The following is a 25,250-nucleotide window of genomic DNA, read 5'->3' as shown; positions in this document are numbered from 1 at the left end:
AACTGGAGCGCATCTCATGCTGGCCCTCTTCATCATCCTCGGCTTCGTCGCCGTCCTGGCCCTGATCAACTTCGTCGAGTTCGGCCGGGTTGACTGACGCCGTCCCGAGCGCGGGACGCGGCGTCGCCCTGGTCACGGGCGGCGCCAGGCGGATCGGCCGGGCCGTCTGCCTGAAGCTGGCCTCGGCCGGATTCGACGTGGCCATCCATCATCACGCCTCAGGCGACGAGGCCGAAGCCCTGGCTGCGACGATCGCGGGCCTGGGTCGGCGGGCGGTCGCGCTGAAGGCCGACCTGCGCGACGAGACCGCGGTCCGCGCATTGGTCCCCCAGGCGGCGTCCGCGCTGGGGCCGGTCACGGCCCTGGTCAACAACGCCTCGGTGTTCGAGGACGACCGGGTCGGCGGGCTGAGCCGCGAAAGCTGGGATCGGCATATCGAGACCAACCTGCGCGCGCCCATCGTGCTGGCCGAAGCCTTCGCAGGCCAGGGAGGCGAGGGCGCGATCGTCAATCTGCTGGACCAGAAGGTGCTGAAGCCGGATCCGCGCTTCTTCTCCTACAGCCTGTCGCGCAACGGCCTGTGGTGGGCCACGCGCACCCTGGCCCAGGCGCTGGCGCCGCGCATCCGGGTGAACGGTGTGGGGCCCGGACCGACCCTGCCATCCATCCACCAGACGCAGGCCGAGTTCGACGCCGAGGCGGCGGGCACCCTGCTGCAACGGTCCGGCGATCCCGAGGCGGTGGCCGACGCCGTGCTCTGGCTGATTGACGCCACGCTGGTGACGGGTCAGATGATCGCCGTCGACGGGGGCCAGCATCTGGCCTGGCGCACCCCCGACATCGTGCAGGAGTAAGCGCGTGGCCCTTTCCTCCCAGGTGTCGCCCTTCCCGGGCGAGGAGCCGGTGCGGCGCGAGGCGCTGCGCGTCTTCGTCCGCGGGCTGGAAGTCCAGGCCGGGATCGGCGTCTATGATCATGAGCACGGGCGGCTGCAGCGGCTGGTGATCGACGTCGTGCTGGAGATGGAGCCGCACGCCATCGAGCGGCTGGGCGACACCGTCAACTATGAGACCGTGGCCGAGGCGGCGCGCGCGATCGCGGCGGACGGTCACGTCGGCCTGGTCGAGACCTTCGCCGAGCGGCTGGGCCGGGCGTGCCTTCAGGATCGGCGCGTCATCCGGGCCGCCGTGCGGGTCGAGAAGCCCGGCGCGCTGGAGGCGGCCGCGGCGCCCGGCTGCGAAATCGTGCTGGCCCGCTGAGCAGCCGAGGTTGCGCCGGGGCGGACGCCCCGCCATTGTCCGAACCTATCCGCCGCCGCATCGGGCGGCCCGAGAGAAGCGTCTGAACCGCATGGCCGAACCCGGCGATCCCAAGGTCCATCAAGGCGACGATCACGACCACGACGCCGAGATCGGCTTCGTCTCGCCGGCCTCGCTGTCCGGCCGCCAGGTCCAGCAGGTCGAGCGCGACCTGTTCGAGGCGCCTGAGCCCGCCTACGACCCCTTCCGCGCCAGCGCGCCCGCGCCGCTGCGCCAGATGCGGGCGGGCGAACCCGGGTTGCGTCCGACGCCGGCGCGCCGCGAGCCCGGGTGCAGCGACACCACCCCGGAGCCGACGCCGATCCGCGCGCCGTCGACCCTCTACGCCGTCTATGTGCTGATCCTTCTGGCCGTGCCGACGCTCGGCGTCGCCGCCGCGGTCGCCTTGCTGGCCGTCTGGAAGCGCCGCTCGCCCGAGGGCGAGTTCGCCGCCAGCCACTACGTCTTTCAACAGCGCACCGTCTGGATCGCCGCCATCGGGGCCGTGGCCGGGGCGGTGCTGATCATCGTCAACGTCGGCGTCTTCATCCTGTTCGCCGCGGCGGTATGGACGCTTGCGCGCGGCGCCTATGGCGTGATGAAGCTCAGGACCGGCCGCAGCATTCCGCATCCGACCGCCTGGCTGTTCTGAGGAGAGACCGATGACGACGCCGAACTTCACATCCGGCCAAGAGGCCGAGGGCAAGGTTCCGGCGCTGATCGCCTGGGCGCTGTTCATCCTGTCGATCCCCAGCGCCAACATTCTGGTGCTGGTCGGGCTGGTGGTCTCCTACGTCTCGCGCGCATCGGCCACCGGCGTGCCGCGCCAGCACATCGAGGCGCAGATCCGTCTGTTCTGGTCGGTGTTCTGGTGGACCATCGCCGCCTGGATCGGCATCGCCGTCAGCGCGGTCGCCTCGCTGGTTCTGATCGGCATTCCGTTCCTGCTGCTGTTCCTGCTGATCTGGTTCCTGCTCAGCGTCTGGTTCACGGTGAAGAGCGTGCTGGGCCTGATCCAGCTGCTGCAAGACCGGCCGATCTGACCGCCGATGGAACGCCCGCCCTCCCAAGCTGTTGAACCGGCAAAGGAGTTAAGCATGGGCCAGTTCAGGGACGACGCGGGCGAGCAGCGCTTCGAGCAGGATTTCGAGGGGGCGAACGGCGCCGGGCAGGTGTGGGCCGATTACGCCGTGCGCGGCGGGGCGCGGGTGATCCTTCACGTCGAGGCCGAGCAGGCCTTGCGCGGCTCCGGCGCCGCGAGCCGCTTCATGCAGTCGATGGCCGAGCACGCCCGCGAAAAGGGGCTGCGGCTGTTCCCCCGCTGCAGCTATGCGGTGACGTGGCACAAGCGACACCCGGACTACGACGACGTCCTCGCCTGAGGGCCGCGCATAGGTCGGAGGACGGCGCGGTCCTTGCGCGCCCGCGCTGGCCATGCGACCGCAACACCTTCGCCGGCGAAGGCCTGGACCCCCGCCGGCAAGCGCGCCTGGATCGTCCGCTAACCGTCAGCCGCCTGAATAGCCGCCGATGATCGGCAGGATCTCGCCGGTGATGAAGCTCGACATCTGCGGCGAGGCCAGAAAAACGTAGGCGGGGGCGATCTCTTCGGGTTGAGCCGGGCGCTTCATGACCGTCTCGGCGCCGAACTGGGACGTCTTGTCCGCATCCTTGTCGGCCGGGTTCAGCGGGGTCCAGACCGGGCCGGGCGCGACGACGTTCACCCGAATTCCGCGCGGCGCCAGATGCGTGCCCAGGGACCGCGCATAGGCGTGAATCCCGCCCTTGGTCAGCGAATAGTCGAGCAGATCCTTGTTGCCCTGAAGCCCGGTGACCGAACCCGTCATGACGATCGCGCCGCCGGCCTTCATGTGCGGCACCGCCGCCTTGGTCATGTTGAAGTAGCCGTACAGGTTGGTCTTCAGCGTGCGGTCGAAATGCTCGTAGGTCAGGTCCTCGAACGCATTGACGTGCTCCTGAAAGGCCGCGTTGGGCACCAGCACGTCCAGCCGGCCGAAGGTCTCCAGCGTCGCCTTGACCGCCGTCTCGGCGAAGGCGGGGTCCGAGACGTCGCCCTTCAGCACCACGGCGCGACGGCCCTCGGCCTCCACGGCGGCCTTGGTGGTTTCGGCGTCGGCGTCCTCGTCGAGGTGACAGATGACCACATCGCAGCCTTCCCGCGCGAACAGGACGGCGACCGAGCGGCCGATTCCGGAATCGGCGCCGGTGATCAGGGCGGCGAAGCCTTCCAGCTTGCCCGAGCCCTTCCAGAACGGGGCGTCGTAGAGAGGGGCGGGGTCCAGCGCGGCTTCGTCGCCGGGCTTGGTCTGGTGCTGCTTGGGGAAGGGCGGTTCGGGATAGCGTCGCGCGCCTGCCTGGACGGCGCCGCTGTCGCTATCGTCGGCCTGAGCCTTATCTGTCTGGTCGATGTCGCGCTGGATCGCACGCTCGTGGTCGGCCACGTCTTCGGCGCGGGATTTGAATTGGTCGTCCATGGCGGGTCTCCTGAGGCTTGGCCCTCAGGAAGCGGACGACGGCGAAGGACGTTCCGTCCTTTACCCCACGCGGTGGACGATGGTCTTGATTGTCTCGGCCTTGGTGGGCAGGTCGGCGGCGAGGCGGGAGGCCATTTCACGGGCGCCGACGGGATAGGCGTCGCCGCCGTTGGCGATGTCCTTGGCCTTGGCGGCGGCTTCGAGCAGCAGCTTCTCCAGCGCCTCGATCTCTTCCAGCGCCAGGGCGTGGGCCTCCAGCTGAAGGCGTTTCACGCGTTCGGCGGTGGTCTCGGGCGCGCGCATCAGATCATAGATCTCGGCCTCGGCCGCGACGAGCCGCAGGTCGGGCTTGGCGTCGGAACCGCTGTTGCTGGCCATGGAATCAGATCCCTCGCGTCCTGTGGGATGCCAAGGTGATGCGGAACGGCCTCGACGTCGAGCTTGACCGTAGCGGTTCTCGCCACAGTGTGGCCGCCGCGCATCGGTGAAGGTTACAGCTCGGGGGCGCGGGCCGGCACCATGGCCGGCGCCACCGCCGGGGCCAGGACGCCGCCGGCCACCGCGCGCAGCGGCGAACGCGACGTGTGCAGCACGGCCGGATTGACGCTGACGCCGTCCTGCGCCGGGGTCAGCAGGAAGCCCTTGGCGGCCAGGGTGTCGCCCGAGCGGACGCGCGAAGTCCAGACCGCGATCGGCGCGGCCAGCAGCAGGGGCAGCACGATCGGCGCGAACCAGGTCGCCAGGTCGGGACGGACGCACAGCGGAAGGATGAAGCCGACGCCGGCGACCATCTGCCAGCGCATGGCGCGCAAGGCGTCGGACCAGGCCAGGCCGTCGGCCTCGCGCTGCTGGGTCGACCAGCCGGTGTCGTGACCGGACAGGATCTGGATGAAGGCCTTGGTGTTGGCGACCATCAGGATGGGGGCCAGGATGGCCGACAGGGCGATCTCGGCGGCCATGCCGCGAGCGATGGCGCGACGGCCTCCGAAGGCGCGCAGTTCGGCCGGACGGCTGAGAACCAGGGCGGCGCCCATGAACTTGGGTCCGATCAGCAGCACGCCCGACAGGAAGGACGCCAGCATGAAGGGCGTGAACTGCGGGTTCAGGATGTAGAAGAAGCTGGTCCAGTCCACCGGATAGAACATCTGGATGAACAGGCCGACCATCAGCGACGCCAGCCACAGCGGCGAGGACAGATAGGCCATGCAGCCCATGGCCAGCTGCAGGCGGCTCATCGGCGACAGACCCTTGGCGCCGATCAGGCCCAGGTGCTGCAGATTGCCCTGGAACCAGCGGTGGTCGCGGCGGATGAAGTCGGTGATCGACGGCGGGGTCTCTTCCCACGATCCGTCCAGGGCGGCGGTGACGTGAACGGCCCAGCCGGCGCGACGCAGCAGGGCGGCCTCGACCACGTCGTGGCTCATGATGTGCCCGCCGAAGGGCTTGCGGCCTTTCAGGTGGGGCAGGCCGCAGCAGGCGGCGAAGGCGCGCGTGCGGATGATCGCGTTATGGCCCCAGTAGCTGGATTCCGAGCCGGTCCAGTAGGCCAGGCCGGCAGCGGCGACGCGGCCGTACAGGCGCACCGAATACTGCGACACCCGCGCGAAGATGGTGCGGGCCTTGATGATGACCGGGGCGGTCTGGATCAGGCCGACGCCGGGATTGCGCTCCATGGCGTCGACCATGCGCAGCAGGGTCTCGCCGGCCATGGTGCTGTCGGCGTCCAGAACGATCATGTTCTCATAGGCGCCGCCGAAACGACGGACCCATTCGGCCAGATTGCCGGCCTTGCGCTCGCTGTTCTCGGTCCGGCGGCGGTAATAGGCCTTGCAGTTGGCGGCCAGACGGAAGGCCTGGAACACCGAGCGTTCGGCGGCGGCGGCCTCTTCCTTGGTGGAATCGCTGAGCACGAACAGGTCGAAGGCCGACGACGCGCCCAGGCGGGCCAGGGACGCGTCGATCTGGGCCAGGCGCGCGAAGGAGGCGCGTGCGTCCTCGTTGTACAGCGGCATCAGCAGGGCGGTTCGGGTGCGCGGCGTATCCGGGTGGGCGGCGAAGCGCAGATCGGCCTGGTCCTTGCCGCGCAGCATGACGATCAGGCCCATCAGGCCGCTGACGAACCAGCAGGAGATGGCGGTGATCAGCACCATGAAGATGCCGAAGGCCAGCATCTCGGTCGGGTCCCAGCCCTTGCGGGCGTACAGGTAGAAGGGCGCGATCGCCGACAGGCTGGTCAGCGCCAGCGTGCCGACCAGCAGCGTCAGGCGACGGAACAGCACCGTGTGCGGCGAGGTCGCCGGCGTGACGTCATGCGCCGACTGGGCCGCGTCCAGCGACTGGCGTGGCATGGCCAGCGGCGCCTCGTCGGGCAGCCACGACCAGGCCGGCTCACGCGGAGCCAGGTCGGAGATCTCGATTTCAGCCCGTTCGACAGGCCGGATCGCCAGCGTGTTCATGCCGCTCAAGACGCCCCCTGGTGAGCTGCGCCGCCCGGTGGGCGAGACGACGCGGCATGCTGCATTGCAGCACGTTCCCTATACTCGATCACATTCGCGCGATTTTCAATCACGCGATGTTGATAAGGACGAAAAATATCGGGGATGGCCGCGTGGCCTACTCCACCAGGGCGCCGGTCGGGGCGGCCGCGGTGGCGTCCGGGTCGGGATCGCGCAGTTTCCGTTCCAGAACCCAGGCGGCGACGCCGACCCAGCATACCAGAACGATCGCATAGGCGCGCTCCCACCAGCCCACATTCGACGGATTCACTGTTCCCGGAAAGACCAGGTGCTTGGTGAACAGGGTCAGGGCCGCCATGACCACGAAGGTGACGACCAGGAACAGCTTCAGGCGCGGCAGGTCGCGGCGTCGCGACAGGCCCCAGACCAGCAGCACCGGCGCCAGCTGGATCCCCAGGCCCAGGTTGATGATCATGTGGCGCGGATCCGGCCACGGGTACAGGGTCGAAAGCGACAGCCCCGCGCCGGCCAGGACGAACACCGCCGCCGTGACCGCGCCCGCGATTCGCGCCCCGCTCAGCGCATAGACGGCCAGGCCGAAGCCTATGCCCGCCAGCCCGGCCATCACGCCGGCGGCGAAAACGCCCGCGTTGAAGATGATCGGCGCCTGCGCGGTCGCCCCGCCCAGCTCACTCAGGAACTGGGTGGCGTTGTCGAATCCCGGATAGGCGGCGGCGGCGATCAGCACCACGGCCAGGGCCAGCACCGGCGCGGCCACGCCGACGGCCAGCAGGCCGCGCCGACGGCGGTACCGGGCCCCGTCTTCGCGCCAGGCGCGCAGATCCAGCGGCCACGGCCGGCCGTCCAGCGGCTTCAGCCCCCACAGCGGCCGGATGGGATCAATGCGCCGCACGATCTCATAAAGACCCAGGCTGCCCAGAAAGGTGACGGCGATCAGCGACACAGCCTCCAACGGCGCCGGCAACTGGGCGGGACGAATGACCCAGACGGCGACGACCAGCACCGTCTGGTGCGCAAGGTAGAGGGGGAAGGTCGCCTGCGTCAGATAGGTCAGCACGCGGCTTGAGCGGTCGCGCAGGTGTCGGCTGCCGAAGCCCAGGATGGCGGCGATCACCGCCCACTGGTCGACGCCGTAGACGATGGCCTTGGGCACGCCCAGGAAGGCCCGGCCGCCCGGGTGCCAGACCTGCAGCATCATGATGGGCAGGGCGACCGCCGCCAGACCGACCGCGACCCAGCGATAATCCTCCAGGCCTCGCCAGATCGATTCCCGACCCACCACGGCGAAGCCGAACACGAACGCCCCCAGCGACAGGAAGTGGTTGTACCAGTCGACCGGCAGATTGTTGGTCAGGCCGAAGAAGGGAAACAGCGTGATCCGGATCGCGATCAGATAGAGGATCGGCACGACCAGAAGGCGCCTGCCCCGCAACAGCCGCTCCAGACCGTCGCCGATCCGCTCGATCAGGCCGGGGCGGCGCCACAGCAGGATGGTCACGGCGCTGTAGGCGGCGATGTAGACCACGAACCACAGATGGTTGACCGGCACCCCGTCGGCCAGTCCGCTCCAGCTGAACTCGCGGCCCATCCAGGCCAGATAGCCGTCCAGTCCGCCGGGCCAGTTCGCCTTGTCCCGCGCCTCGATCCACGACTGGATGGGCACCAGGATCAGCGCCCCGAACACAAGCGGCGGGAACAGCCGCTCGAACCGGGCGCGAGCGACCTCGCGCGGGGTACGGCGCAGGGTCATGAAACGCAGCGCGGCGCCCGAGACCAGGAACAGCAGCGTCAGCCGCCAGGGATTGGTGACCAGAACCGCCTCGCGCATCCACTCGAAGGTGTGGGCGCTGTGCACGTGCCAGTCGTAAACGCCGTAGACCAGGCCCACGTGATACAGGATCAGCAAGGCGAACGCGCCGACACGGATCCAGTCCAGATCGTAGCGGCGGACGGACGGGGCGGGTTGCGGGGTCACGGCGGCGTCTATGAGACGAGCGCGGTCGTCAGGCAAGCGGGCGGATCGTCTCGGTTCCCTGCGCCCGCAGAGCCTGACGTCAGACGGCGACCGGCTGCGAAACGCCCAGGGCCTTCAGCGTCGCCGCGACCGAGGCGTCCTGCTCGGCCTGGTACAGCGCCATCTCATCGTGCACCGGCCGACCCAGGGCGGCTTCGAAATCGGCCTTGGCGGGATCGACGGCGTAGGCCGACCCGCGCGCCTCGGCGCCCAGGTTGGACTGGAAGATGCCGGCCGCGCTGACGGGCAGGAAGTCCTCGTAGGTGATCGGCTGGGCGACCACGTCGCCCGACCCGACCAGGCTGTCCAGATCGCCCGACAGCCGTCCGGCGCGCGCCAGGCCCTGGTCACTGGGGGCGTAGCGGAACCACGCCAGTCCCTGGCGACGCAGCTGCGTCCAGTCGTCGGGCAGGGCGGTGAAGTCCTTCTTCGCCAGCGCCGCGTCATAAAGGGCCCGTCCGGTCGGCGTCAGGGCGCAGCCGCGCTGTTCGATCTCGCCGAAGCGGGCCGTGTGCGTCCCCGCCACGGCCCCGTCGGCGCCGGGGAAGGCGATCTTCTCCTCCAGCGCCTTGAAACTGGTCTGGCGCAGCAGGATGGGACAGGCGCGCGCGGGCGGTCCCTCGATCGTCTCCTTGGGCGTGATGCCGCGCATGGGCATGGCCGCCTGCGCCGCGTCGATGTCCAGGGTGCGCGGGGTCAGGTGGTTGATGTGCGGCCCCTTGAAGCTGACCACGTCGGCGATCAGGCGGTGGGCCGCGACCAAGCGCTCATAGGTCCCGGCGCTGACCGTCGCTTCCGCATGCCAGCGGAAGGTCTCCAGCAGTTCGGACACGAAACGGTCGGCCTGGCCCTCGTCCAGCCCGCCCTGACGCTCGGCCGCATCGATCAGCTCCCGCGCGCCGGGGGTGAAGATGTCGCGCCGGGCCAGGGTCGCCGTCGCCTCCTCGCGCAGGGCGGCGTCCTCGATCAGCTCCATCCGCAGCAGTGAACAGAACACCCGGAACGGATTGCGACGCAGGGCCTCGGGATCGGTCGGGCGAAAGGCGGTCGAATGCACCGGCACCCCGGCGGGCGCCAGATTGTAATAGCTGACGGGCTCCATCCCCATGACGGCGAAGGCGCGGGCGATGGTCGCCAGCTCCTCGGCCGTGCCGACGCGGATGGCGCCGTGTCGTTCCTCCGACAGACGGCCCAGTTCGCCCGCCTGCCCCAGCCCTTCGGCCAGCGCCGGGTCGCGCTTCAGGGTGTCGGCGTTGATGTCCGCCACCAGCGTCAGCAGGTCGCCGTACTGCGGCACCTCGGCCCGGTACATGGCGGACAGCGCCGCCGAGAAGCGGCTGCGGATCTCATCCGAAGGAACGTGGCCGGAGGTGGGGGCGGACATGGACGGACTCCCTGATCTTTTGGTCCGTCCTACGCCTGTCGGCCGCCGGGGTGAAGCCGGCGGCCGCGGGGCGTCCGTCAGGCCTCGACGCCGACGCCGATCGGGCAGGTCACGCCCGTGCCGCCGATGCCGCAGTAGCCGTCGGGGTTCTTGGCCAGATAGCCCTGGTGATAGTCCTCGGCGAAATAGTACGGCCCGGCCGGCTGGATCTCGGTCGTGATGGCGCCGCGTCCCGCCGCGGTCAGCGCGGCCTGATAGGCGTCGCGCGACGCCTCGGCCTCGCGCTGCTGTTCGTCGCTCAGCGTGTAGATGGCCGAGCGGTAGGTGGTGCCGATGTCATTCCCCTGGCGCATGCCCTGGGTCGGGTCGTGGTTCTCCCAGAACGCCTTCAGCAGCTCGGCGTAGGAGATCTCCTTGGGATTGAACACCACCTGCACCACCTCGGCGTGGCCGGTGCGGCCGGTGCAGGTCTCCTCATAGGTGGGATTGGGCGTGATGCCGCCCGAATAGCCGACCGAGGTCACCCACACGCCCGGCAGGTTCCAGAAGACGCGCTCCACGCCCCAGAAGCAGCCCATGCCGAACAGGGCGGTCTCGAACCCTTCGGGATGCGGGCCCTTCAGCGGACGGCCGTTGACGTAATGGACCTCGTCGGTGCGCAAAGGCTCGGACCGGCCGGGCAGGGCGGTGTCGGCGGTCGGCAGTTCGACGCTCTTCTGGAACAGCATTGGGCAGGGCTCCTTTCGGAAATAATGACTTCGGCGCCTATATGGGGATGTCGGAGGCGCTTGCCGAGGGGGCCGTCGTGTTCTATCAGGCCCGCCTCCCGCCGGATCGACCTCCGGCGGCGCGCACGACGTGGCGTGAACGGACAGGTGGCGGAGTGGTCGATCGCGCACGCTTGGAAAGCGTGTGTACGTGAAAGCGTACCGAGGGTTCGAATCCCTCTCTGTCCGCCACGGCCTGTCGGATCCAAACAAACTTGTCCTTAGGCGTGTGGTGAAATTGGCCCAGAGTCCGGCCTGCGCCGTCCGAGCGCGCCCGCCGTGGCCTCCGCCGGAGGCAGGAGCCTCGATCGGACGGCGGAACGGCTGCTCCTGGTGGATCCTCCCTGCAGCGGGCGCTTTGGCTGTCTAACGTCCCAACGGCGCCGACAGGCAGCGGCGGACGATTTGGGGGTGCAGGGCGGGGGCGGCGCAGATCAGGCTGGCCTGGCGCGGGTCGGGGCGGTTGAAGCGCCAGGGGCGGCCGTGGTGGTCGCTGACCGCGGCGCCGGCCTCCTCGGCGATCAGGCTGCCGGCCGCCACGTCCCAGTCCCACTTGGGCGTGAGCGCGATGGCCGCATCAAAGGCGCCCGCCGCGACCAGCGCCATGCGATAGGCCAGGGCGTTTCGTTTCTCGAACCGCACGGGCGGCCAGGGTTCGGGCCAATGAGGGCCTTCGATCAGCCGAGCATCGCCCAGAAAGGACGCGTCCTCCAGGGTGTCGACGTCCGAGGCCGCGATCGTCTCGCCGTTCCGTATCGCGCCGCCGCCGCGCGTCGCCACATAGGTTTCCCCGACCACCGGCGCGTGGATCACCGCGGCGACCGCCTGGCCGTCCTCGACCACGGCGATGGGCACGCACCACCACGGCGTCCGCTTCATATAGGCGAGGGTGCCGTCGATGGGGTCCACCACGAAGATGCGGCGCTTCGACAGGCGCTCGGGCGAATCCGCCGTCTCCTCCGAGAGCCAGCCATAGTCCGGTCGCGCGTCCAGCAGCCGCCGGCGCAGCATGGCGTCCACCTTCAGGTCGCCGCTGGTGACGGGCGATCCGCCCGGCTTGGCCTCGATCGTCAGCCCCGCCTCGCGCTCGGCCAGCGCCAGGGCGCCGGCGTCGATCGCCGCCTGGCGGATCAGTTCGAGATCGGCGGCCAGATCGATCATTTGCCCGCGATGGCCACCGCGTCGAACATCAGGCTGGGCACGTTGAAGGCGCCCCGGAACTCCAGGTCCGATCCGCGCTGGAGGCGCAGGTAGAGGTCCGTCAGCTTGCCGGCCACCGTCACCTCGCTGACCGGATAGGCGATCGCCCCATCCTCGAACCAGAAGCCCGACACCCCGGCGGACCAGTCGCCGGTGTTGCCGTTCAGCGACGGCCCGAACATGGAGGTGACCAGAAGGCCCGCCCCCGCGTCGGCCATCAACTGCGCCAGCGTCCGCTCGCCCGGCTCCATGTGCAGATTGTGGGTCGAAACCCCGGACGGTCCCGCCAGGCCGCGCGAGGCGTGACCGGTGCTGGCCAGGCCCAGCTGCGCCGCCGAGGCCGTGTTCAGCAGCCAGGTGGTCAGCACCCCGTCGTCGAACAGCTTGCGTTCCTGAACCGCCACGCCCTCGTCGTCGAAGGGGGTGGAGCCCAGGCCGCGCGGCCGGAACGGATCGTCGATCAGGTCCACGCCCTCGGCGAACACCCGCTGACCCAGCCGGTCCTTCAGGAAGGAGGTGCCGCGCGCGATCGACGGGCCGGCGACGGCGCCGATGGCGGGCGATATGATCTGGCCCGCCACGCGGTTCTCGAAGATCACCGGAGCGGTGGTGGAGGCGATCTTGCGCGCGCCCACCCGCGCTGTGGCGCGCCGTCCGGCGAAGTCGCCGATGGCCTGGGCGCCGGGCAGGTCGGCCAGGTGCCGCGTCGTGCGGCTCTCGCCGCCGCGCTCCATCGCCCCGTCCTTCTCGGCGATCACGCCGACGCCCAGCGAGAAGGCCGAGCCCTGATAGGCGCCGTCGAACCCGGTGGAGGTCACCAGACGCCAGCGGCTGGACGACCAGGAGGCGTGCCCGCCCTCCGACTTGGCCACGCCCGGCACGGCCAGGGCGACGCCCTCCGCCTCGGCGGCGGCGGCCTCCAGCTCGGCCGCGCCGCGCTCGGTCGGATCGTACAGATCCATATTCGCGAACGGCCCGCGCGCCAGCCGATCTTGCGGCGCCAGGCCCGCATAGGGGTCTTCCGGCGCCATTCGCGCCATGGCGACCGCCCGCTCGATCAGCCGCGCGCGCGTGGCCGGCGACAGGTCCGAGGCCGACACCGTCGCCTGCCGCCGCCCGACAAAGACCCGCAGGCCCAGGTCGCGCGACTCCTCGCGCTCGACGTCCTCCAGCCGGCCGTTGCGCACGCCGACGGACAGCGACTGGCGATCGGCGGTCACCGCCTCGGCCGCGTCGGCGCCGGCCTTCAGCGCGGCCTGGACGATGTCATTCAGGATTTCGGGAGCGACGGACGCCTCGGGGGCGGACAGGACTTCGGTCATGCCCCGATATGGCGGACCCCCTTGGTCGCCGCAACCGGCGTCACAGCACTCCGTAGGCGATCAGGCCGACGCCCGCCGCCAACAGCGCGATCCAGGTCAGGGCCATGCCCAGCACCCGGCCGATCGAGGGACCCGTCTGGAGCAGCAGGCCCAACGCATGGATGATCCGACCCGCCAGCAGGGTCGCGCCGACCGTATGGACCATCCAGGCCTGTCCGCTGACCAGGGCCAGCATCGCCAGCGCCGCCATGCCCGTCGTCGCATATTCCACGCAATTGCCGAAGGCCCGGCTGGCCGCCATCAGGTCGGGGTGGCCGCCGTCGCCGAACGACACCAGATGCTTGCGGCGCCCGCTGACCACCATGCCGGACAGCACCAGCATCAGCAGGATCAGCAGGCCGCTCCACAGGGCGGCGGCCTGCAGGGCGTGCATCACGGCTTCGCTCGTCATCATCATCAATCCTCGCGCCCGACCGGATAGAGCAGATAGCGGTCGTCGTAAAACGGCGTGCGTTCATAGAACCAGGCCAGACGGGCGTGGGGATCGGCCGCGAACGCCGGCTCGGCCGCCAGCCTGGCCTCGAACTCGGCCTTCAGCGCCGGATCGGCCGCAAGCATTCGGTCCGCCAGCGGGGCGATGGCGTAGGGCTCGATGTATTCGACCCGGCTCAGCACCTCGGGGAACATCCCCCAGGCGAAGAAGCTCTCGCTGGATTGCGGCTCCAGCAGCAACACGACGATGTCGCCCAGCGGCTGGTCGGTCGGCACGCGGACCGAGCCGGCCGGGAAGGTCCAGTCGCGCGGTTCGACCTCGACCGTCTCGACCGAAGCCTGGACGTGCCCCTCGTTGGCGCGGGTCGCCAGCCTGGGCTCGACCAGGCGCAGCATGGAGACGGCGACGGTGCGGGGCGTCGTCACCGCCTCCATCTCGATCCCGTGGGTCTTCAGGCGCTCGATGATGTCGGCGCGGTAGCTGGGGACCCAGTAGGCCGTCGGGCGCTTCAGCGTCAGCGTCGGCCTGGAGCCGTAGAAGGGCAGGGACCAGATCTCGGGATCGGGTTCGCCCAGCCAGCGGATCTCCTTGCGGCCGGATGCGGCGCTGTCGACCATCTCGTAACGGATGCCCTTGAAGGCGCGGGTGGAGGACGGGGCGTCCTCCTGCTCGAAGTTGGCCGGGATCTCGGCGGGCCGCAGGGTCTTGTCCTGCTCCGTCGCCGCGCGCAGTCCCGCGCCCTGCTCGGCTAGCAGCCGCATCGCCTCCTCGATGAAGACATAGGTTCCCAGCACCCGCTGTTCGTGGGGTTTGAGGCTGTGGTTCTCGATCAGGATGGTCGGCACGTGGGCCGCCGCGCCCCAGCCGTTGGAGAAGCGCTCGCCCAGGCCGCCGTCGTTCAGGCCCGCCCTCGGATCGTCGTCGTCCATGCCGAAGACCAGTTCGCCGGGAATATGGCCTTCGCGTTCCAGCGCTGCGTTCATCGCCGGCTTGAACACCGAATCCAGCCAGGCGGAGCTGTTCGGCGAGCGGCTGAAGGCGCCGTCCTCGCCGTTGAAGCCGTAGGTGACGTCGTACTGGTAATCCATGCCGTCGGTGACGTGGACGTCCACGTAAAGATCGGGCCGGTACTTCAGGGTCAGGCCCCGCACCGCCCGCATCTCGGGCTGGTCCAGCTTCAGATAGTCGCGGTTCAGGTTCTGGTTCGTGGCCGTGTTGCGCCAGCCCTGGATGCGCGGCCCGCGCTGGTTGGGGCGGGAATAGGCGCCGGACCGCTCGTGCCCGTCCACGCTCAGGATCGGGATCAGGATCAGGTTCACCCGGTCCAGCAGGGCGTCCTTGCCGTAAAAGGCGATGTCGCGCAGCAGCATCATGCCCGCGTCCTTGCCGTCGATCTCGCCGGGATGGATGCCGGCCTGGATCATCAGCACGGGCTTGTTGGAATCAAAGGCTGCGCCGTCCTTGGACGCGATCACGGCGTAGATCGGCCGACCCTCGGGCGAGACGCCGAACTGTTCGATGCGGATCAGGTCGCTGGCCTGGTTCAGCCGGTCGAACCAGGCGCGGGTGTCGACATAGTTGGGCGAAAAGTCATGCGCCGGATCGGCCTCGAAGGCCGTCACGCACGGGTCGCCCGCATCGCGCAGCAGCGCCTTCGACGCGCCGTCCCACGCAGGCGCGGGCGGCAGGAAGGGCTGATCCCAGGGGGCGGCGTTGGGCAGGGACGGCGGCGGGGACTGGGACATGGCGGGGCTCACGCTGCAGACTAGGACGGCCAGGGCCGCGACGATGAAACGATCAGGGCGCATGGGTCTTCGTGGGCTGGTTGGGACGCGGTGGCAAGGTCAGCCGCCGGTGACCGGCGACCAGCCGCCCATGGCCGCCAGCGTGGCCGCCGACTTCGCCACATTCCACAGGCTGTATAGCAGAACCACGGCCAAGGCCGCGATCACCGCCTTTCGCCAGGGGGCGAAGGCCGCGGTCGCCGTGCCGACCACGAAGATCGACACCCCGACCCACAGGCTGATCGAACGCGCCACCCTGGCGAACCCCGGATCGGCCATGGCCAGCACGATCACGACCAAGGCGACGATCAGGTTGGCGGCCAGGACGCAGGCGAACACCAGCCGCCGATGGGCCCAGAAGTGGGCGTCCATGTCGATCCGCTCGCCGCCGCCTTCGGCCGACACGCGCGGGAAGGTGGTGCTGGCGGCGACATAGAAGGTCGCGGCGATGGCCAGCGAGATCAGCAGCACGAAGGTGTTGAACGGCGCGCCGCGAAAGATGACCCAGGCCTGGTTCCAGAAGGTGGCGATGTCGATGGCGACGAACAGGGCCAGCGCCGGCGTCAGCCAGCCGAACCGGATCCGCTGCTTCTCATGCAGCACCCGCGCGAGACCGCCCACCAGTTCGGCGACCGACAGCCCAAGCAGCAGGCCGTAGAAGCTGAAGAAGAACTCGAACGCGCTCAAACCGCCCCCCGGCGTCGATCAAAGACCAAGCTTATTTCCAGATCGGCGTTCCGTCACCCGGCAATCCCAACCGGCTCCACATGTCGCTGACCTTCTCGACCACCGCCGCGTCCATGCGGATTTCCTCGCCCCATTCGCGCTTGGTCTCCGGCGGCCATTTGTCGGTGGCGTCCAGGCCGATCTTGGAGCCCAGGCCGCTCTCGGGCGAGGCGAAGTCCAGATAGTCGATCGGCGTCGACTCGATCACGGTGATGTCGCGCGCAGGGTCCATCTTGGTCGAGATGGCCCACATGACGTCCTTCCAGTCGCGGGCGTCGATGTCGTCGTCCACGACGATGACCCACTTCGTGTACATGAACTGGCGCAGATAGCTCCAGACGCCCAGCATCACCCGCTTGGCGTGGCCCGGATAGGCCTTCTTCATCGACACCACGGCGATGCGGTAGCTGCACCCCTCGGGCGGCAGCCAGAAGTCGACGATCTCCGGAAACTGCTGGCGCAGCAGGGGGATGAAGACCTCGTTCAAGGCCTCGCCCAGCACGCTGGGCTCGTCCGGCGGGCGGCCGGTGAAGGTGGTCAGATAGATCGGGTCGCGGCGCATGGTGACGGCGCTGACCTGGAACACCGGGAACTTCTCGACCGAGTTGTAATAGCCGGTGTGGTCGCCGTAGGGGCCTTCGTCCTCGAACTCGTCCAGCAGGACGTGGCCCTCCAGCACGATCTCGGCCTGGGCCGGAACCATCAGCGGCACGGTCTTGCAGGGGACCAGCTCGGCCTTGGCGCCGCGCATCAGGCCTGCGAACTGATATTCCGACAGGGTGTCCGGCACCGGCGTCACCGCCGCCAGGATGGTCCCCGGATCGGCCCCCAGAACCACGGCGCAGGGCAGGGGCTCGCGCTTTCCGGCCTTCTTGTGCCGCGCATAGTGTTGCGCCCCGCCCCGGTGCGCCAGCCAGCGCATGATGGCCTTGTCCTTGCCCAGCACCTGCATCCGATAGATGCCCAGGTTGAAGTCGTCCTCGCGCTCGTCGGACGGCCCCTTGGTCACCACCAGGCCCCAGGTGATCAGGGGCGCCGGCTCGCCGGGCCAGCACGACTGGACGGGCAGGGCGGTCAGGTCGATCTGATCGCCCTTCAACACCACCTCCTGCACCGGCGCCTTCTTCACCGTCTTGGGCCGCATCGCCATGACGGTCTGCGCCAGCGGCAGCATCTCCATCGCGTCGCTCAGGCCCCGCGGCGGCGTGGGATTTCTCAGGAAGGCCAGCAACTCGCCGACTTCGCGCAGGTCTTGCCCCGTCGTCCGGTCCTTGCCCTCCAGCGTGACCCCCATGGCCACCCGCTTCACCGTGCCGAACAGATTGGCCAGGCAGGGAATGGGGCTGATGGAGCCGTCCGGCATGACCGGCTTTTCGAACAGCACCGCCGGCCCGCCGTTCCGCAGCAGCCGCGTCTGGATCTCGGTCATCTCCAGCACCGTGGAGACGGGTTCGGACACCCGCACCAGCTCGCCGCGGGCTTCCAGCTGTTCGATGAAATCGCGAAGGGATTTGTACGCCATGCCGCGACGCTTAGGCGGGAGCGGGCCCGCTGTCACGCGCGCTGCGTCCCAGGGTGCGGTCCAAGCCGACCAGAACCAGTCCGATCCCCAGGAACAGCGCCAGCATGACCCCGGCCCAGAACCCCGCCTTGGCCCACCCCAACGCGGGCACGTTCAGGAACCAGTAGGGCCACCACCCCGAGGCGTAGCCGTGCGCCAGCGTCCATCCGACATAGACCAGCGGAAAGCCCAGCCACTTCACCGCATCGATCCAGCGCAGTCGTCCCTTGGGCGTGAACAGCAGCCAGTCCAGCACCACCGCCGTCGGCATCACATAGTGAAGCAGGGCATTGGTCAGCCACGCCAGACCCTGCGGGTCCCAGGCGTGCGACAGCAGGACGTGATAGGTCAGACCGACCACCGCGATGTACATGGCGATCGCCGCCCGCACGCCTTCGGATGCGCTCCAGCGGCCCAGCCGGCTGTCCGCCCGGATCAGCGGCGCCGTCAGCGCCAGCGCCGCCAGCACATTGGTCAGTATGGTGAAATAGCTGAAGAAGTTCAGCGTCAGCGCCGGGATCGCGCCTGGCGCGCCTGGCCCGATGATCAGCAGGTACTGCAGCGCCAGGGCCGCCCATCCGACCACCGCGAAGGTCGCGCGCCAGATGCGGGCAGGCGGCGTGCGGCGCATCCTACCGCTCCAGGTCCGCCAGTCGGCGGTCCAGATCGACAGGGGCGTAGGCGGCGGACAGGTTCATGAAACCCTTCTAGCTCCCGTCCGGCCGCGAACGCCAGCGCTGCGCGATCAGGCTTGCGGCGCGTCCCAGCTGAACGCCGGGTCCAGCCAATCGCCCAACCGCTCGCCGCGATTCAGGGCGTCCATCCGCTGCATCTCCTCGCTGCTCAGCTCGAAGTCGAAGATGTCGAAGTTCTCGCGCGCGCGGCTTTCCTTGGTGGTGCGCGGAATGGCGATGATTCCGTGCTGGATCAGCCAGCGCAGCGTCACCTGGCCGTTGGTCTTGCCGTGCGCCTTCGCCAGTTCGCTGATCGTGGCGTCATCGACGATCTTGCCCTGGGCCAGCGGCGACCAGGCGGTGATGGACGAACCCAGCTCCTCGGCCGTCTGCACCAGCAGATCGACGCCCAGATAGGGGTGGTGCTCGACCTGGTTCGTCACCAGACGGGCCTCCGACAGGGCCTGCGCCTGGCGGAACTCCTTGGATGGGAAGTTGGACAGGCCGATCGACCGGGTCAGGCCCTGCGCCTTGGCCTCGTTCAGCGCGCCCAGCGTCTCCGCGAACGACGGCGTCGTCTTGGGCCAGTGCAGCAGCAGCAGGTCCGGCGTCGTCCCCAGGCTCTCTGCGGATTCCTTCGCCTGCTTCAACAGGGCGTCGTGCGCGAAGTGCTCGACCCAGATCTTGGTCGTCAGGAAAATGTCCTCGCGCGGCACGCCGGAGTCGCGGATGCCTTCCCCGACCGCCTTCTCGTTCTTGTAGATCCAGGCCGTGTCGATGTGGCGATAACCGATGCGCAGCGCCTCGGCGACCATGCGGCGGGCGTCGTCCGGCTCCAACTGCCAGGTCCCGAAGCCCAGCAGGGGAATTTCGATGTCGTCCACCTTCACGGTGGGTTGGTCGCCATAGGCCATGGGGCGCTCCTTCGCGTTGTCGGGGACGGTTCAGTTAGGCGTCCGACGGCCGCTCCGAAAGGCCGCTTTCGAACCATTCGAGGATTTCTTCCCACAACGGCTCCATGCCCTTGCGGAACGCGCCCTCGTGGCCGACGCGCTTCACGCCGAAATCGCCGGGGGTCCTCACCACGATGTCGGTCGGCGCATTGGCGTAAGCCTGCATGAGCCGGGCGGCGGTGCGTGGCGTGGCGATGGGATCGTCGGGAAAGATCCACGACCGGATCGGCGCCCGCACCGCGGCGAACTGCTGGGGCTCAAGCCGGCCTTCGGCCAGTTCGCCAAGGAAGTAGGCGGGCTTCAGACACCACCGCCTCCAGGTCTCGAACACGCCGCGCGGCAGGTCCGTGCCCCGCCACCATCCGCCGGACTTCACATAGCCGTGGCGGCGGATATGGCGCGGCCCCAGCCCGAACCAGAAGAACAGTTCGGCCGGGTTGTAGGTCCGGTGATGCCCGCCCCACCAGCCGCTGCCCACCGAGACGAAGGCGTGCCGCGCGATCTGGTCCTGGTTGGGCATGAAGCCGACGAAATGGCCGCCGACGCTGTGTCCCACATGGAAGACCGGCAGCTCCGGCGCAGCCGCCTTCAGCGCCTTCAGCGCGGCGGGCATGTCCAGCCGGCCCCAGTCGGGATAGTCCATCTGCATCGCCGCCAGGTCTTCCGGCCGCGATCCGCCGATTCCGCGATAGTCATAGGTCAGCACCACCGCGCCGCGCGCCGCCATCCAGCGCGCGAACCGGGCGTAGAAGCCGCGTGGAAAGCCCGTGCCGGCCGACACCAGCACCGCCATCCGCGGCGATTCCGACCGGAACATCGTCGCGTCCAGCGACCAGCCGTCGCTCGTCTTGACGAAGCGGTCCTCGACCTTCAGCCCCATGCGTTCCATCGGTCCGTTTCCAATCCGCACGGACCATGCGCGACTTCCCTCGCGTCAGGTCAAGCCGCGTCGAACGCCTCCACCAGCCATCTTGGGGCGACCCGTCGTCATCGCCTTTCCAGCGCCGCCCTAATAGGCGATGGCGATGCCGTCCTTGCGCATCTCGGTCGCCGCGCCATAGGTCCAGCGGCCGCCGGGGTTCTGCTGCATCATGACGTTCTGATAGCCGCCGAAGCCGCCGTCCGGTTCGCCCAGCGTCCAGCCCATGGCGCGCAGCCGGGCTTTGGTCGCCTCGGGCACGCCGCTCTCCAGATGCAGGACCCCGGCCCCTTCCTGCGGCTGGCCTGTCGGTTCGGACGAGCCGTAGTGCTGCCAGCGCGGCGCGTCGCCCGCCGCCTGGGGGTCCAGGCCGTAGTCGACCATGTTGACGATGATCTGCGCCTGGCCTTGCGGCTGCATGCCCCCGCCCATGACGCCGAACGCCATCCACGGCTGGTCGCCCTTGGTCGCAAAGCCCGGGATGATGGTCTGGAACGGCCGCTTGCCGGGCGCATAGACGTTCGGATGGCCGTCGGTCAGGGCGAACAGCTCGCCCCGGTCCTGGAACATGAAGCCCAGCGGTTCACGGCCGTTGTCCGGCGCCAGGCCCGAGCCCATGCCGCGATAGTTGGACTGGATCCAGCTGACCATCATGCCGTCGGCGTCGGCGACGCTGAAATAGGTGGTGTCGCCGTGGTGCGGGGCGTCGCCGGGCATCACCCGATCCATGATCCGGTCCGGCCGGATCAGCTTCGCCCGCTCGGCCGCATAGGCCTTGGAATTCAGCCATTCCACCGGGATGTCGCCGAAGCGGGGGTCGGCGAAGTAGCGGGCCCGATCCTCGAACGCCAGGCGCTTGGCTTCGGCCTGCACGTGCAGCGATGCGGCGGACTGGAAGCCCATGCCCTTCAGGTCGAACTGCTCGCAGATGTTCAGGATCTGGTTGGTGGACAGCCCTTGCGTGTTCGGCCCCAGGGCATGGACGCCCACGCCCCGGTAATCGGTGCGGATCGGCTCGACCCATTCGGTGCGGTGCGCGGCCAGGTCGGCGCGGGTCAGCCAGCCGCCGACGCGCTTGAAATAGGCCTCGATGCTGTCGGCGATGGGGCCGTCGTAGAAGGCGTCGCGCCCGCCCTCGGCGATCATCCGCAGGGTCTTGCCCAGGAAGGGGTTGGCGAACACCTCGCCCACCTTCGGCGTCGCGCCGGTCGGGGCCCAGATGCGCTTTCTGTTGTCGTTCTCCTCGATCGGGATGCGGCCCCGGTCGAAGGCGGCCATGTTGCGCTCCAGATAGTAGGCGATGACCTGCGGCACGGGCACGCCCTGCTCGCACAGCTCCGCCACCGGCAGCAGCACGTCCTTCCACGGCAGCTTGCCGTAGCGCTGGTGGGCGCTCCACCAGGCGTCCACCGTGCCCGGCACGTTCACCGTCACCGCGCCATAGCGGGGCAGATAGCCGTCGATCGCCTTGGAGCGCGCCGTCTCCAGGCTCAGGCCGCGCGGGCTGTTCCCCGATCCGTTCAGGCCGACGACCTTCTTCAGCTTCGGATCCCACAGCATGCAGAAGGCGTCGCCGCCGATGCCGTTGGCGACCGGCTCCAGAAAGCCCAGCGCCGCATTGATCGCGATCGCCGCGTCGATGGCCGATCCGCCGCGCCGCAGGGTGTCGATTCCCACCAGGGTGGCGACGGGATGGGCCGTCGCCGCCGCGCCGTGCATGCCCCACACCGTCGAACGGCCCATGAATTTCGGCCCCTCGATCCGGTCGCCGATGCCGATCCCGGCGTAGGGGTCCGCCGGTCGCGCCGGCGCGGGCGCCGCCGCCGTCGGGGACTGGGTCGCCCCGGAAGTCTGGGCCCCGGTCTGGCCTGCGGCGGCGGCCAGCGCCCCGGCGGGCAGGGCGGACAGGAAGGTGCGGCGACGCATGGGCGAACTCCTCGAACAGCCTGGCTGCATCAAGGCCGCCCTTCGCCGATCCGGCAACCCTCCAGCCAAAGAAAAAGGCCGCGTCCCGAAGGGCGCGGCCTCTTTTTTTCGGTCCTGAACCTTGGGCTCAGGTGATGTCTTCGTTCAGCAGGCCGACCTGGAAGAAGCCGTTCTCCTGAAGGTTGTTCATGACCTCCATGAACTGCGAGTACTTCACTTCCGGCTGGGCGCGGATGAAGACGCGCTCCTCGCGGCAGGCGCCGCCGCCCAGGGCGTTGCAGACGTCGGCGGCCAGGGTCTCGGTGGTGGTCTGCTGATCAGCGATGAACAGCGAGCCCGAGTCCTGGATGGTGACGTACACCGGCTCCTTGGGGTTCGGGTCGTTCGGGTTCGGCACGGGGGGCGGCAGGTCCAGGCGGATCGACACGGTCGCCAGCGGCGCGGCCACCATGAAGATGATCAGCAGGACCAGCATCACGTCCACGAAGGGCGTGACGTTGATTTCCGAATTCTGCTCGATGGTCTTTCCACCACCGCCGGGTCCACTCAGCTTCGCGCCCATGTGCGTCTCCGTTTACTGGCCGGACCGCTTCCGGCGTGTTCTGTCGCCCGATGGGCTTCGAAGGGTTCTTGGCGTCCCGATCGACGCTTGTAAAGCGGTTCTAAACGTCGGCGGGTTCCGAAGCGGCAATTTACCGCCGGAAAGGGCGGTCTCAGCCCTTCGCCAGCTTCAGGAAACGGTCCATCAGGGCAGGATCGTCCTTGAAGGCGCCGGTGAAGCGGGTCGTGACGGTCGAAACGTGCCGATGATGCACGCCACGGGTGGTCATGCACTGGTGGGCCGCGTCGATCATCACCGCCACGCCCTTGGGCTGCAGGTGCGATTCGATGGCGGCGACGATGTCGTTGGTCAGGGTTTCCTGGTTCTGCAGGCGACGCGCGAAGATCTCGACCACCCGCGCCAGCTTGGAGATGCCCACCACCTTCTCGCCGGGCAGGTAGGCGACATAGGCCTTGCCCAGGAAGGGGGCCAGGTGGTGCTCGCAATGGCTCTCCACCTCGATCTCGCGCAGGATGACCATGTCGTCATAGCCCTGCACGTCCTCGAACGTCCGGCTCAGCTCCTTGGCCGCATCGGCGTCATAGCCTTCGAACCATTCGCCATAGGCGTCCACGACCCGCTTGGGCGTGTCGATCAAACCCGCGCGCTCGGGGTCGTCGCCGGCCCAGGCGATCAGGGTCCGCACCGCCTCCAGCGCCTGTTCGCGGCTGGGGCGTTTGACGGTCTGCTCGTCGCTGACGAGCACGGGCTTGGCGGGGGTGACGCTCATTGAACCTGATTTCCGGCCGGTCGGGCGCAGCCGCCCGGTTTACCTTCTACAATCCGTCGGGACTGTATATCAGGCCGCTATATGGGACGGACCCTCCGTCCCGCAAGAAAACCCGCTGAAGACTTAATCGATGCCGCTGCACATCCACGACACCCTGCGCCGTGAAAAGCGCCTGTTCGAACCGCGCGATCCGAACCGGGTGACCCTCTATGTCTGCGGCCCCACGGTCTATGACTACGCCCATATCGGCAACGCCCGCCCGCCGGTCGTGTTCGACGTGCTGGTCCGGCTGCTGCGGCGCACCTACGGTGCGGACAAGGTCGTCTACGCGCGCAACGTCACCGACGTGGACGACAAGATCAACCAGAAGGCCGCCCGCGAAGGCGTGCCGATCGGCCAGGTCACGTCCCGCTACGAGGCCGCCTATCTGGCCGACATGGCCCTGCTGAACGTGTCGCCGCCCGATCTGGCGCCCCACGTCACCGACTACATTCCCGCCATCGTCGATCAGATCCAGGCCATCGTCGACGCCGGCTGCGCCTATGCCGCCGAGGGGCACGTGCTGTTCGACGTCTCGTCCTACCCGGCCTACGGCGCGCTGTCGGGCCGGAACCTGGACGACATGATCGCCGGCGCCCGCGTCGAGGTCGCGCCCTACAAGAAGAACCCCCACGACTTCGTCCTGTGGAAGCCGTCCAAGGCCGACGAGCCGTCCTGGCCCTCGCCCTGGGGGCAGGGACGTCCCGGCTGGCACATCGAATGCTCGGCCATGATCGAACAGGCCCTGGGCCTGCCCATCGACATCCATGGCGGCGGCATCGACCTGGTCTTTCCGCACCACGAGAACGAGATCGCCCAGGGCGTCTGCGCCCACGGCCACGCCCACGGCGAGGCGGCGCACGACGAATACGCCCGCTACTGGATGCACAACGGCTTCCTGACCGTGGACGCCGAGAAGATGTCCAAGTCGATCGGCAACGTCCTCTTGCTGCACGACCTGGTCCAGGCCATGCCGGGCGAGGTCGTCCGCTGGGCGCTGCTCAGCGCCCACTACCGCCAGCCGCTGGACTGGAACCAGGGCCTGCTGGACCAGTCGAAGAAGTCGCTGGATCGCCTCTACGGCGCCCTGCATCGCTCCAGCGGGGTCGAGACGCCCGATCTCGACCCGCCCGCCGACTTCGTGAAATCCATCGAGGACGACCTGAACACGCCCGGCGCCATGGCCAGCCTGTTCGCCCTGTCCAGCGAGATCGAGCGCGGCATGACGTCGGGCGACCTGGACGCCGTGTCCCAGGCGCGCGGCCGGCTGGTCGCCTGCGCCTCGATCCTGGGCGTGCTTCAGGCCGACCCCGTCGCCTGGCTGGAAGGCGAGGTCTCCGACGCCCTGCGCGTCGAGGTCGAGGCGCTGCTGGACCAACGCGCCGCCGCCCGGGCGGCCAAGGACTGGCCCGAGGCCGACCGCATCCGCGACCGCCTGAACGCCCTGAACGTCGTCGTCATGGACGGCCCGACCGGCGCGACCTGGCGGGTGAAGGGCTAAGGCGGCGCGGACCCATCCATCTCCCGCCGGGAGAGGGGGAAGCGATGCGAGTTCGAACCGGCCAACTATCCTAATGACGCTGGTCCGTTCCCAGCGATTTCAATGGGTTCCCGGATTCTCGCCCTGATCGACGCGCCTGGGTTGGAAAGGGCCTTATGCTTCTATCGTCCCGTCGCACCGGAGGGCTCATAAGGCCTGCGACCTTGCGGCGGCGGGAGCGGATGGAGCGGGGGCGGGTCTGAAACGACCCGCGCCGCCTCGCCGGCCGGCATACCGGACGCGCGCGGCGGAGGGTCGAGGGGGATACTCGGCCGCACCCGGACGGTCTTCGCAGAGACCGCCGGCCCGCCGCAGGCTTATGGGGTTAGGCGATAAGACCGCCACCACT

At 69.0% G+C, this 25,250-nt stretch carries 24 protein-coding genes and 1 tRNA gene; 7 read left to right on the top strand and 18 right to left on the bottom strand.

Annotated elements, in window-relative coordinates; translation table 11 throughout:
• The first annotated feature begins 89 nt into the window (after positions 1–89).
• From ACE3PU_RS11470 to ACE3PU_RS11450, 5 genes are all read left to right on the top strand, one after another.
• The gene (locus tag ACE3PU_RS11470) at positions 90–854 is read left to right on the top strand and encodes an SDR family oxidoreductase (protein WP_374389843.1); all 765 of its coding nucleotides are present in this window, start codon (positions 90–92) and stop codon (positions 852–854) included.
• A 4-nt stretch (positions 855–858) separates the two neighbouring features.
• A complete protein-coding gene (gene folB / locus ACE3PU_RS11465; RefSeq protein WP_374389841.1) occupies positions 859–1,257 on the top strand; it encodes a dihydroneopterin aldolase in 399 nt (132 codons plus the stop codon).
• 91 nt (positions 1,258–1,348) lie between these two features.
• Entirely contained in the window at positions 1,349–1,948 is a 600-nt protein-coding gene (locus ACE3PU_RS11460; RefSeq protein WP_374389839.1) for a hypothetical protein, read from the top strand.
• Positions 1,949–1,958: 10 nt separating this feature from the next.
• Complete coding sequence (locus ACE3PU_RS11455) at positions 1,959–2,339, top strand: hypothetical protein (RefSeq protein WP_374389837.1); 381 nt, start codon at positions 1,959–1,961, stop codon at positions 2,337–2,339.
• Positions 2,340–2,393: 54 nt separating this feature from the next.
• Entirely contained in the window at positions 2,394–2,678 is a 285-nt protein-coding gene (locus ACE3PU_RS11450; RefSeq protein ID WP_374389835.1) for a GNAT family N-acetyltransferase, read from the top strand.
• Positions 2,679–2,804: 126 nt separating this feature from the next.
• On the opposite strand, the gene ACE3PU_RS11445 is transcribed toward ACE3PU_RS11450, so the two are convergent.
• The 6 genes from ACE3PU_RS11445 to msrA all read right to left on the bottom strand — a co-directional run bounded on the left by ACE3PU_RS11445 (position 2,805) and on the right by msrA (position 10,394).
• Complete coding sequence (locus ACE3PU_RS11445; RefSeq protein WP_374389833.1) at positions 2,805–3,791, bottom strand: SDR family oxidoreductase; 987 nt, start codon at positions 3,789–3,791, stop codon at positions 2,805–2,807.
• Between the two features lie 60 nt (positions 3,792–3,851).
• A complete protein-coding gene (locus ACE3PU_RS11440; protein WP_374389831.1) occupies positions 3,852–4,169 on the bottom strand; it encodes a hypothetical protein in 318 nt (105 codons plus the stop codon).
• A 113-nt stretch (positions 4,170–4,282) separates the two neighbouring features.
• The gene (gene mdoH / locus ACE3PU_RS11435) at positions 4,283–6,247 is read right to left on the bottom strand and encodes a glucans biosynthesis glucosyltransferase MdoH (RefSeq protein WP_374389940.1); all 1,965 of its coding nucleotides are present in this window, start codon (positions 6,245–6,247) and stop codon (positions 4,283–4,285) included.
• A 157-nt stretch (positions 6,248–6,404) separates the two neighbouring features.
• The gene (locus ACE3PU_RS11430; protein ID WP_374389829.1) at positions 6,405–8,243 is read right to left on the bottom strand and encodes an acyltransferase family protein; all 1,839 of its coding nucleotides are present in this window, start codon (positions 8,241–8,243) and stop codon (positions 6,405–6,407) included.
• Between the two features lie 79 nt (positions 8,244–8,322).
• Positions 8,323–9,666 carry a VOC family protein gene (locus ACE3PU_RS11425; RefSeq protein WP_374389827.1) on the bottom strand — a complete coding sequence of 448 codons (1,344 nt, stop codon included), beginning with the start codon at positions 9,664–9,666 and terminating at the stop codon, positions 8,323–8,325.
• 77 nt (positions 9,667–9,743) lie between these two features.
• Positions 9,744–10,394, bottom strand: a complete 651-nt coding sequence (gene msrA / locus ACE3PU_RS11420; RefSeq protein ID WP_374389825.1) for a peptide-methionine (S)-S-oxide reductase MsrA — start codon at positions 10,392–10,394, stop codon at positions 9,744–9,746.
• Between the two features lie 141 nt (positions 10,395–10,535).
• Here msrA and ACE3PU_RS11415 point away from each other — a divergent pair.
• Positions 10,536–10,625 (top strand) — tRNA-Ser (locus ACE3PU_RS11415).
• A gap of 174 nt (positions 10,626–10,799) precedes the next feature.
• On the opposite strand, the gene ACE3PU_RS11410 is transcribed toward ACE3PU_RS11415, so the two are convergent.
• The 12 genes from ACE3PU_RS11410 to folE form a co-directional block, all read right to left on the bottom strand.
• Positions 10,800–11,594: a 3'(2'),5'-bisphosphate nucleotidase CysQ gene (locus tag ACE3PU_RS11410; RefSeq protein ID WP_374389823.1), complete on the bottom strand. Its 795-nt coding sequence runs from the start codon at positions 11,592–11,594 to the stop codon at positions 10,800–10,802.
• A complete protein-coding gene (locus ACE3PU_RS11405) occupies positions 11,591–12,955 on the bottom strand; it encodes a TldD/PmbA family protein (RefSeq protein ID WP_374389821.1) in 1,365 nt (454 codons plus the stop codon). The genes ACE3PU_RS11410 and ACE3PU_RS11405 overlap by 4 nt, the downstream gene beginning before the upstream one ends.
• Before the next feature lie 40 nt (positions 12,956–12,995).
• The gene (locus tag ACE3PU_RS11400; protein WP_374389819.1) at positions 12,996–13,406 is read right to left on the bottom strand and encodes an MAPEG family protein; all 411 of its coding nucleotides are present in this window, start codon (positions 13,404–13,406) and stop codon (positions 12,996–12,998) included.
• A 5-nt stretch (positions 13,407–13,411) separates the two neighbouring features.
• On the bottom strand, positions 13,412–15,193 hold the full coding sequence (locus tag ACE3PU_RS11395) for a M14 family metallopeptidase (RefSeq protein WP_374389938.1): 1,782 nt from the start codon (positions 15,191–15,193) through the stop codon (positions 13,412–13,414).
• Positions 15,194–15,292: 99 nt separating this feature from the next.
• A complete protein-coding gene (locus tag ACE3PU_RS11390) occupies positions 15,293–15,919 on the bottom strand; it encodes a hypothetical protein (RefSeq protein WP_374389817.1) in 627 nt (208 codons plus the stop codon).
• Positions 15,920–15,950: 31 nt separating this feature from the next.
• Positions 15,951–17,480, bottom strand: a complete 1,530-nt coding sequence (locus tag ACE3PU_RS11385) for a UbiD family decarboxylase (protein WP_374389815.1) — start codon at positions 17,478–17,480, stop codon at positions 15,951–15,953.
• A 10-nt stretch (positions 17,481–17,490) separates the two neighbouring features.
• Positions 17,491–18,150 carry a Pr6Pr family membrane protein gene (locus tag ACE3PU_RS11380; protein WP_374389813.1) on the bottom strand — a complete coding sequence of 220 codons (660 nt, stop codon included), beginning with the start codon at positions 18,148–18,150 and terminating at the stop codon, positions 17,491–17,493.
• A 114-nt stretch (positions 18,151–18,264) separates the two neighbouring features.
• On the bottom strand, positions 18,265–19,107 hold the full coding sequence (locus ACE3PU_RS11375) for an aldo/keto reductase (RefSeq protein ID WP_374389811.1): 843 nt from the start codon (positions 19,105–19,107) through the stop codon (positions 18,265–18,267).
• 34 nt (positions 19,108–19,141) lie between these two features.
• Entirely contained in the window at positions 19,142–20,035 is an 894-nt protein-coding gene (locus ACE3PU_RS11370) for a serine aminopeptidase domain-containing protein (RefSeq protein ID WP_374389809.1), read from the bottom strand.
• 120 nt (positions 20,036–20,155) lie between these two features.
• The gene (locus ACE3PU_RS11365) at positions 20,156–21,991 is read right to left on the bottom strand and encodes a gamma-glutamyltransferase family protein (protein WP_374389807.1); all 1,836 of its coding nucleotides are present in this window, start codon (positions 21,989–21,991) and stop codon (positions 20,156–20,158) included.
• Between the two features lie 127 nt (positions 21,992–22,118).
• Positions 22,119–22,553, bottom strand: coding sequence for a biopolymer transporter ExbD (locus ACE3PU_RS11360; RefSeq protein ID WP_374389805.1), 435 nt, complete (start codon positions 22,551–22,553; stop codon positions 22,119–22,121).
• 151 nt (positions 22,554–22,704) lie between these two features.
• Positions 22,705–23,322, bottom strand: a complete 618-nt coding sequence (gene folE / locus ACE3PU_RS11355; RefSeq protein ID WP_374389803.1) for a GTP cyclohydrolase I FolE — start codon at positions 23,320–23,322, stop codon at positions 22,705–22,707.
• Between the two features lie 130 nt (positions 23,323–23,452).
• On the opposite strand from folE, the gene cysS reads away from it, so the two are divergent.
• A complete protein-coding gene (gene cysS, locus ACE3PU_RS11350; protein ID WP_374389801.1) occupies positions 23,453–24,862 on the top strand; it encodes a cysteine--tRNA ligase in 1,410 nt (469 codons plus the stop codon).
• Positions 24,863–25,250: the final 388 nt, after the last annotated feature.

The sequence above is a fragment of the Brevundimonas sp. genome (assembly GCF_041911375.1).
Taxonomy (GTDB): domain Bacteria; phylum Pseudomonadota; class Alphaproteobacteria; order Caulobacterales; family Caulobacteraceae; genus Brevundimonas.
This window is presented reverse-complemented; position numbering and strand designations above follow the sequence as displayed.

What these genes read in the sequence shown, in the direction of transcription:
- ACE3PU_RS11460 (WP_374389839.1), top strand. Translation starts at nt 1,349, where the DNA reads ATGGCCGAACCCGGCGATCCCAAGGTCCATCAAGGCGACGATCACGAC.
- ACE3PU_RS11455 (WP_374389837.1), top strand. Translation starts at nt 1,959, where the DNA reads ATGACGACGCCGAACTTCACATCCGGCCAAGAGGCCGAGGGCAAGGTT.
- ACE3PU_RS11450 (WP_374389835.1), top strand. Translation starts at nt 2,394, where the DNA reads ATGGGCCAGTTCAGGGACGACGCGGGCGAGCAGCGCTTCGAGCAGGAT.
- ACE3PU_RS11445 (WP_374389833.1), bottom strand. Translation starts at nt 3,791, where the DNA reads ATGGACGACCAATTCAAATCCCGCGCCGAAGACGTGGCCGACCACGAG.
- ACE3PU_RS11440 (WP_374389831.1), bottom strand. Translation starts at nt 4,169, where the DNA reads ATGGCCAGCAACAGCGGTTCCGACGCCAAGCCCGACCTGCGGCTCGTC.
- mdoH (WP_374389940.1), bottom strand. Translation starts at nt 6,247, where the DNA reads ATGAACACGCTGGCGATCCGGCCTGTCGAACGGGCTGAAATCGAGATC.
- ACE3PU_RS11425 (WP_374389827.1), bottom strand. Translation starts at nt 9,666, where the DNA reads ATGTCCGCCCCCACCTCCGGCCACGTTCCTTCGGATGAGATCCGCAGC.
- msrA (WP_374389825.1), bottom strand. Translation starts at nt 10,394, where the DNA reads ATGCTGTTCCAGAAGAGCGTCGAACTGCCGACCGCCGACACCGCCCTG.
- ACE3PU_RS11410 (WP_374389823.1), bottom strand. Translation starts at nt 11,594, where the DNA reads ATGATCGATCTGGCCGCCGATCTCGAACTGATCCGCCAGGCGGCGATC.
- ACE3PU_RS11405 (WP_374389821.1), bottom strand. Translation starts at nt 12,955, where the DNA reads ATGACCGAAGTCCTGTCCGCCCCCGAGGCGTCCGTCGCTCCCGAAATC.
- ACE3PU_RS11400 (WP_374389819.1), bottom strand. Translation starts at nt 13,406, where the DNA reads ATGACGAGCGAAGCCGTGATGCACGCCCTGCAGGCCGCCGCCCTGTGG.
- ACE3PU_RS11395 (WP_374389938.1), bottom strand. Translation starts at nt 15,193, where the DNA reads ATGTCCCAGTCCCCGCCGCCGTCCCTGCCCAACGCCGCCCCCTGGGAT.
- ACE3PU_RS11385 (WP_374389815.1), bottom strand. Translation starts at nt 17,480, where the DNA reads ATGGCGTACAAATCCCTTCGCGATTTCATCGAACAGCTGGAAGCCCGC.
- ACE3PU_RS11380 (WP_374389813.1), bottom strand. Translation starts at nt 18,150, where the DNA reads ATGCGCCGCACGCCGCCTGCCCGCATCTGGCGCGCGACCTTCGCGGTG.
- ACE3PU_RS11375 (WP_374389811.1), bottom strand. Translation starts at nt 19,107, where the DNA reads ATGGCCTATGGCGACCAACCCACCGTGAAGGTGGACGACATCGAAATT.
- ACE3PU_RS11370 (WP_374389809.1), bottom strand. Translation starts at nt 20,035, where the DNA reads ATGGAACGCATGGGGCTGAAGGTCGAGGACCGCTTCGTCAAGACGAGC.
- ACE3PU_RS11365 (WP_374389807.1), bottom strand. Translation starts at nt 21,991, where the DNA reads ATGCGTCGCCGCACCTTCCTGTCCGCCCTGCCCGCCGGGGCGCTGGCC.
- ACE3PU_RS11360 (WP_374389805.1), bottom strand. Translation starts at nt 22,553, where the DNA reads ATGGGCGCGAAGCTGAGTGGACCCGGCGGTGGTGGAAAGACCATCGAG.
- folE (WP_374389803.1), bottom strand. Translation starts at nt 23,322, where the DNA reads ATGAGCGTCACCCCCGCCAAGCCCGTGCTCGTCAGCGACGAGCAGACC.
- cysS (WP_374389801.1), top strand. Translation starts at nt 23,453, where the DNA reads ATGCCGCTGCACATCCACGACACCCTGCGCCGTGAAAAGCGCCTGTTC.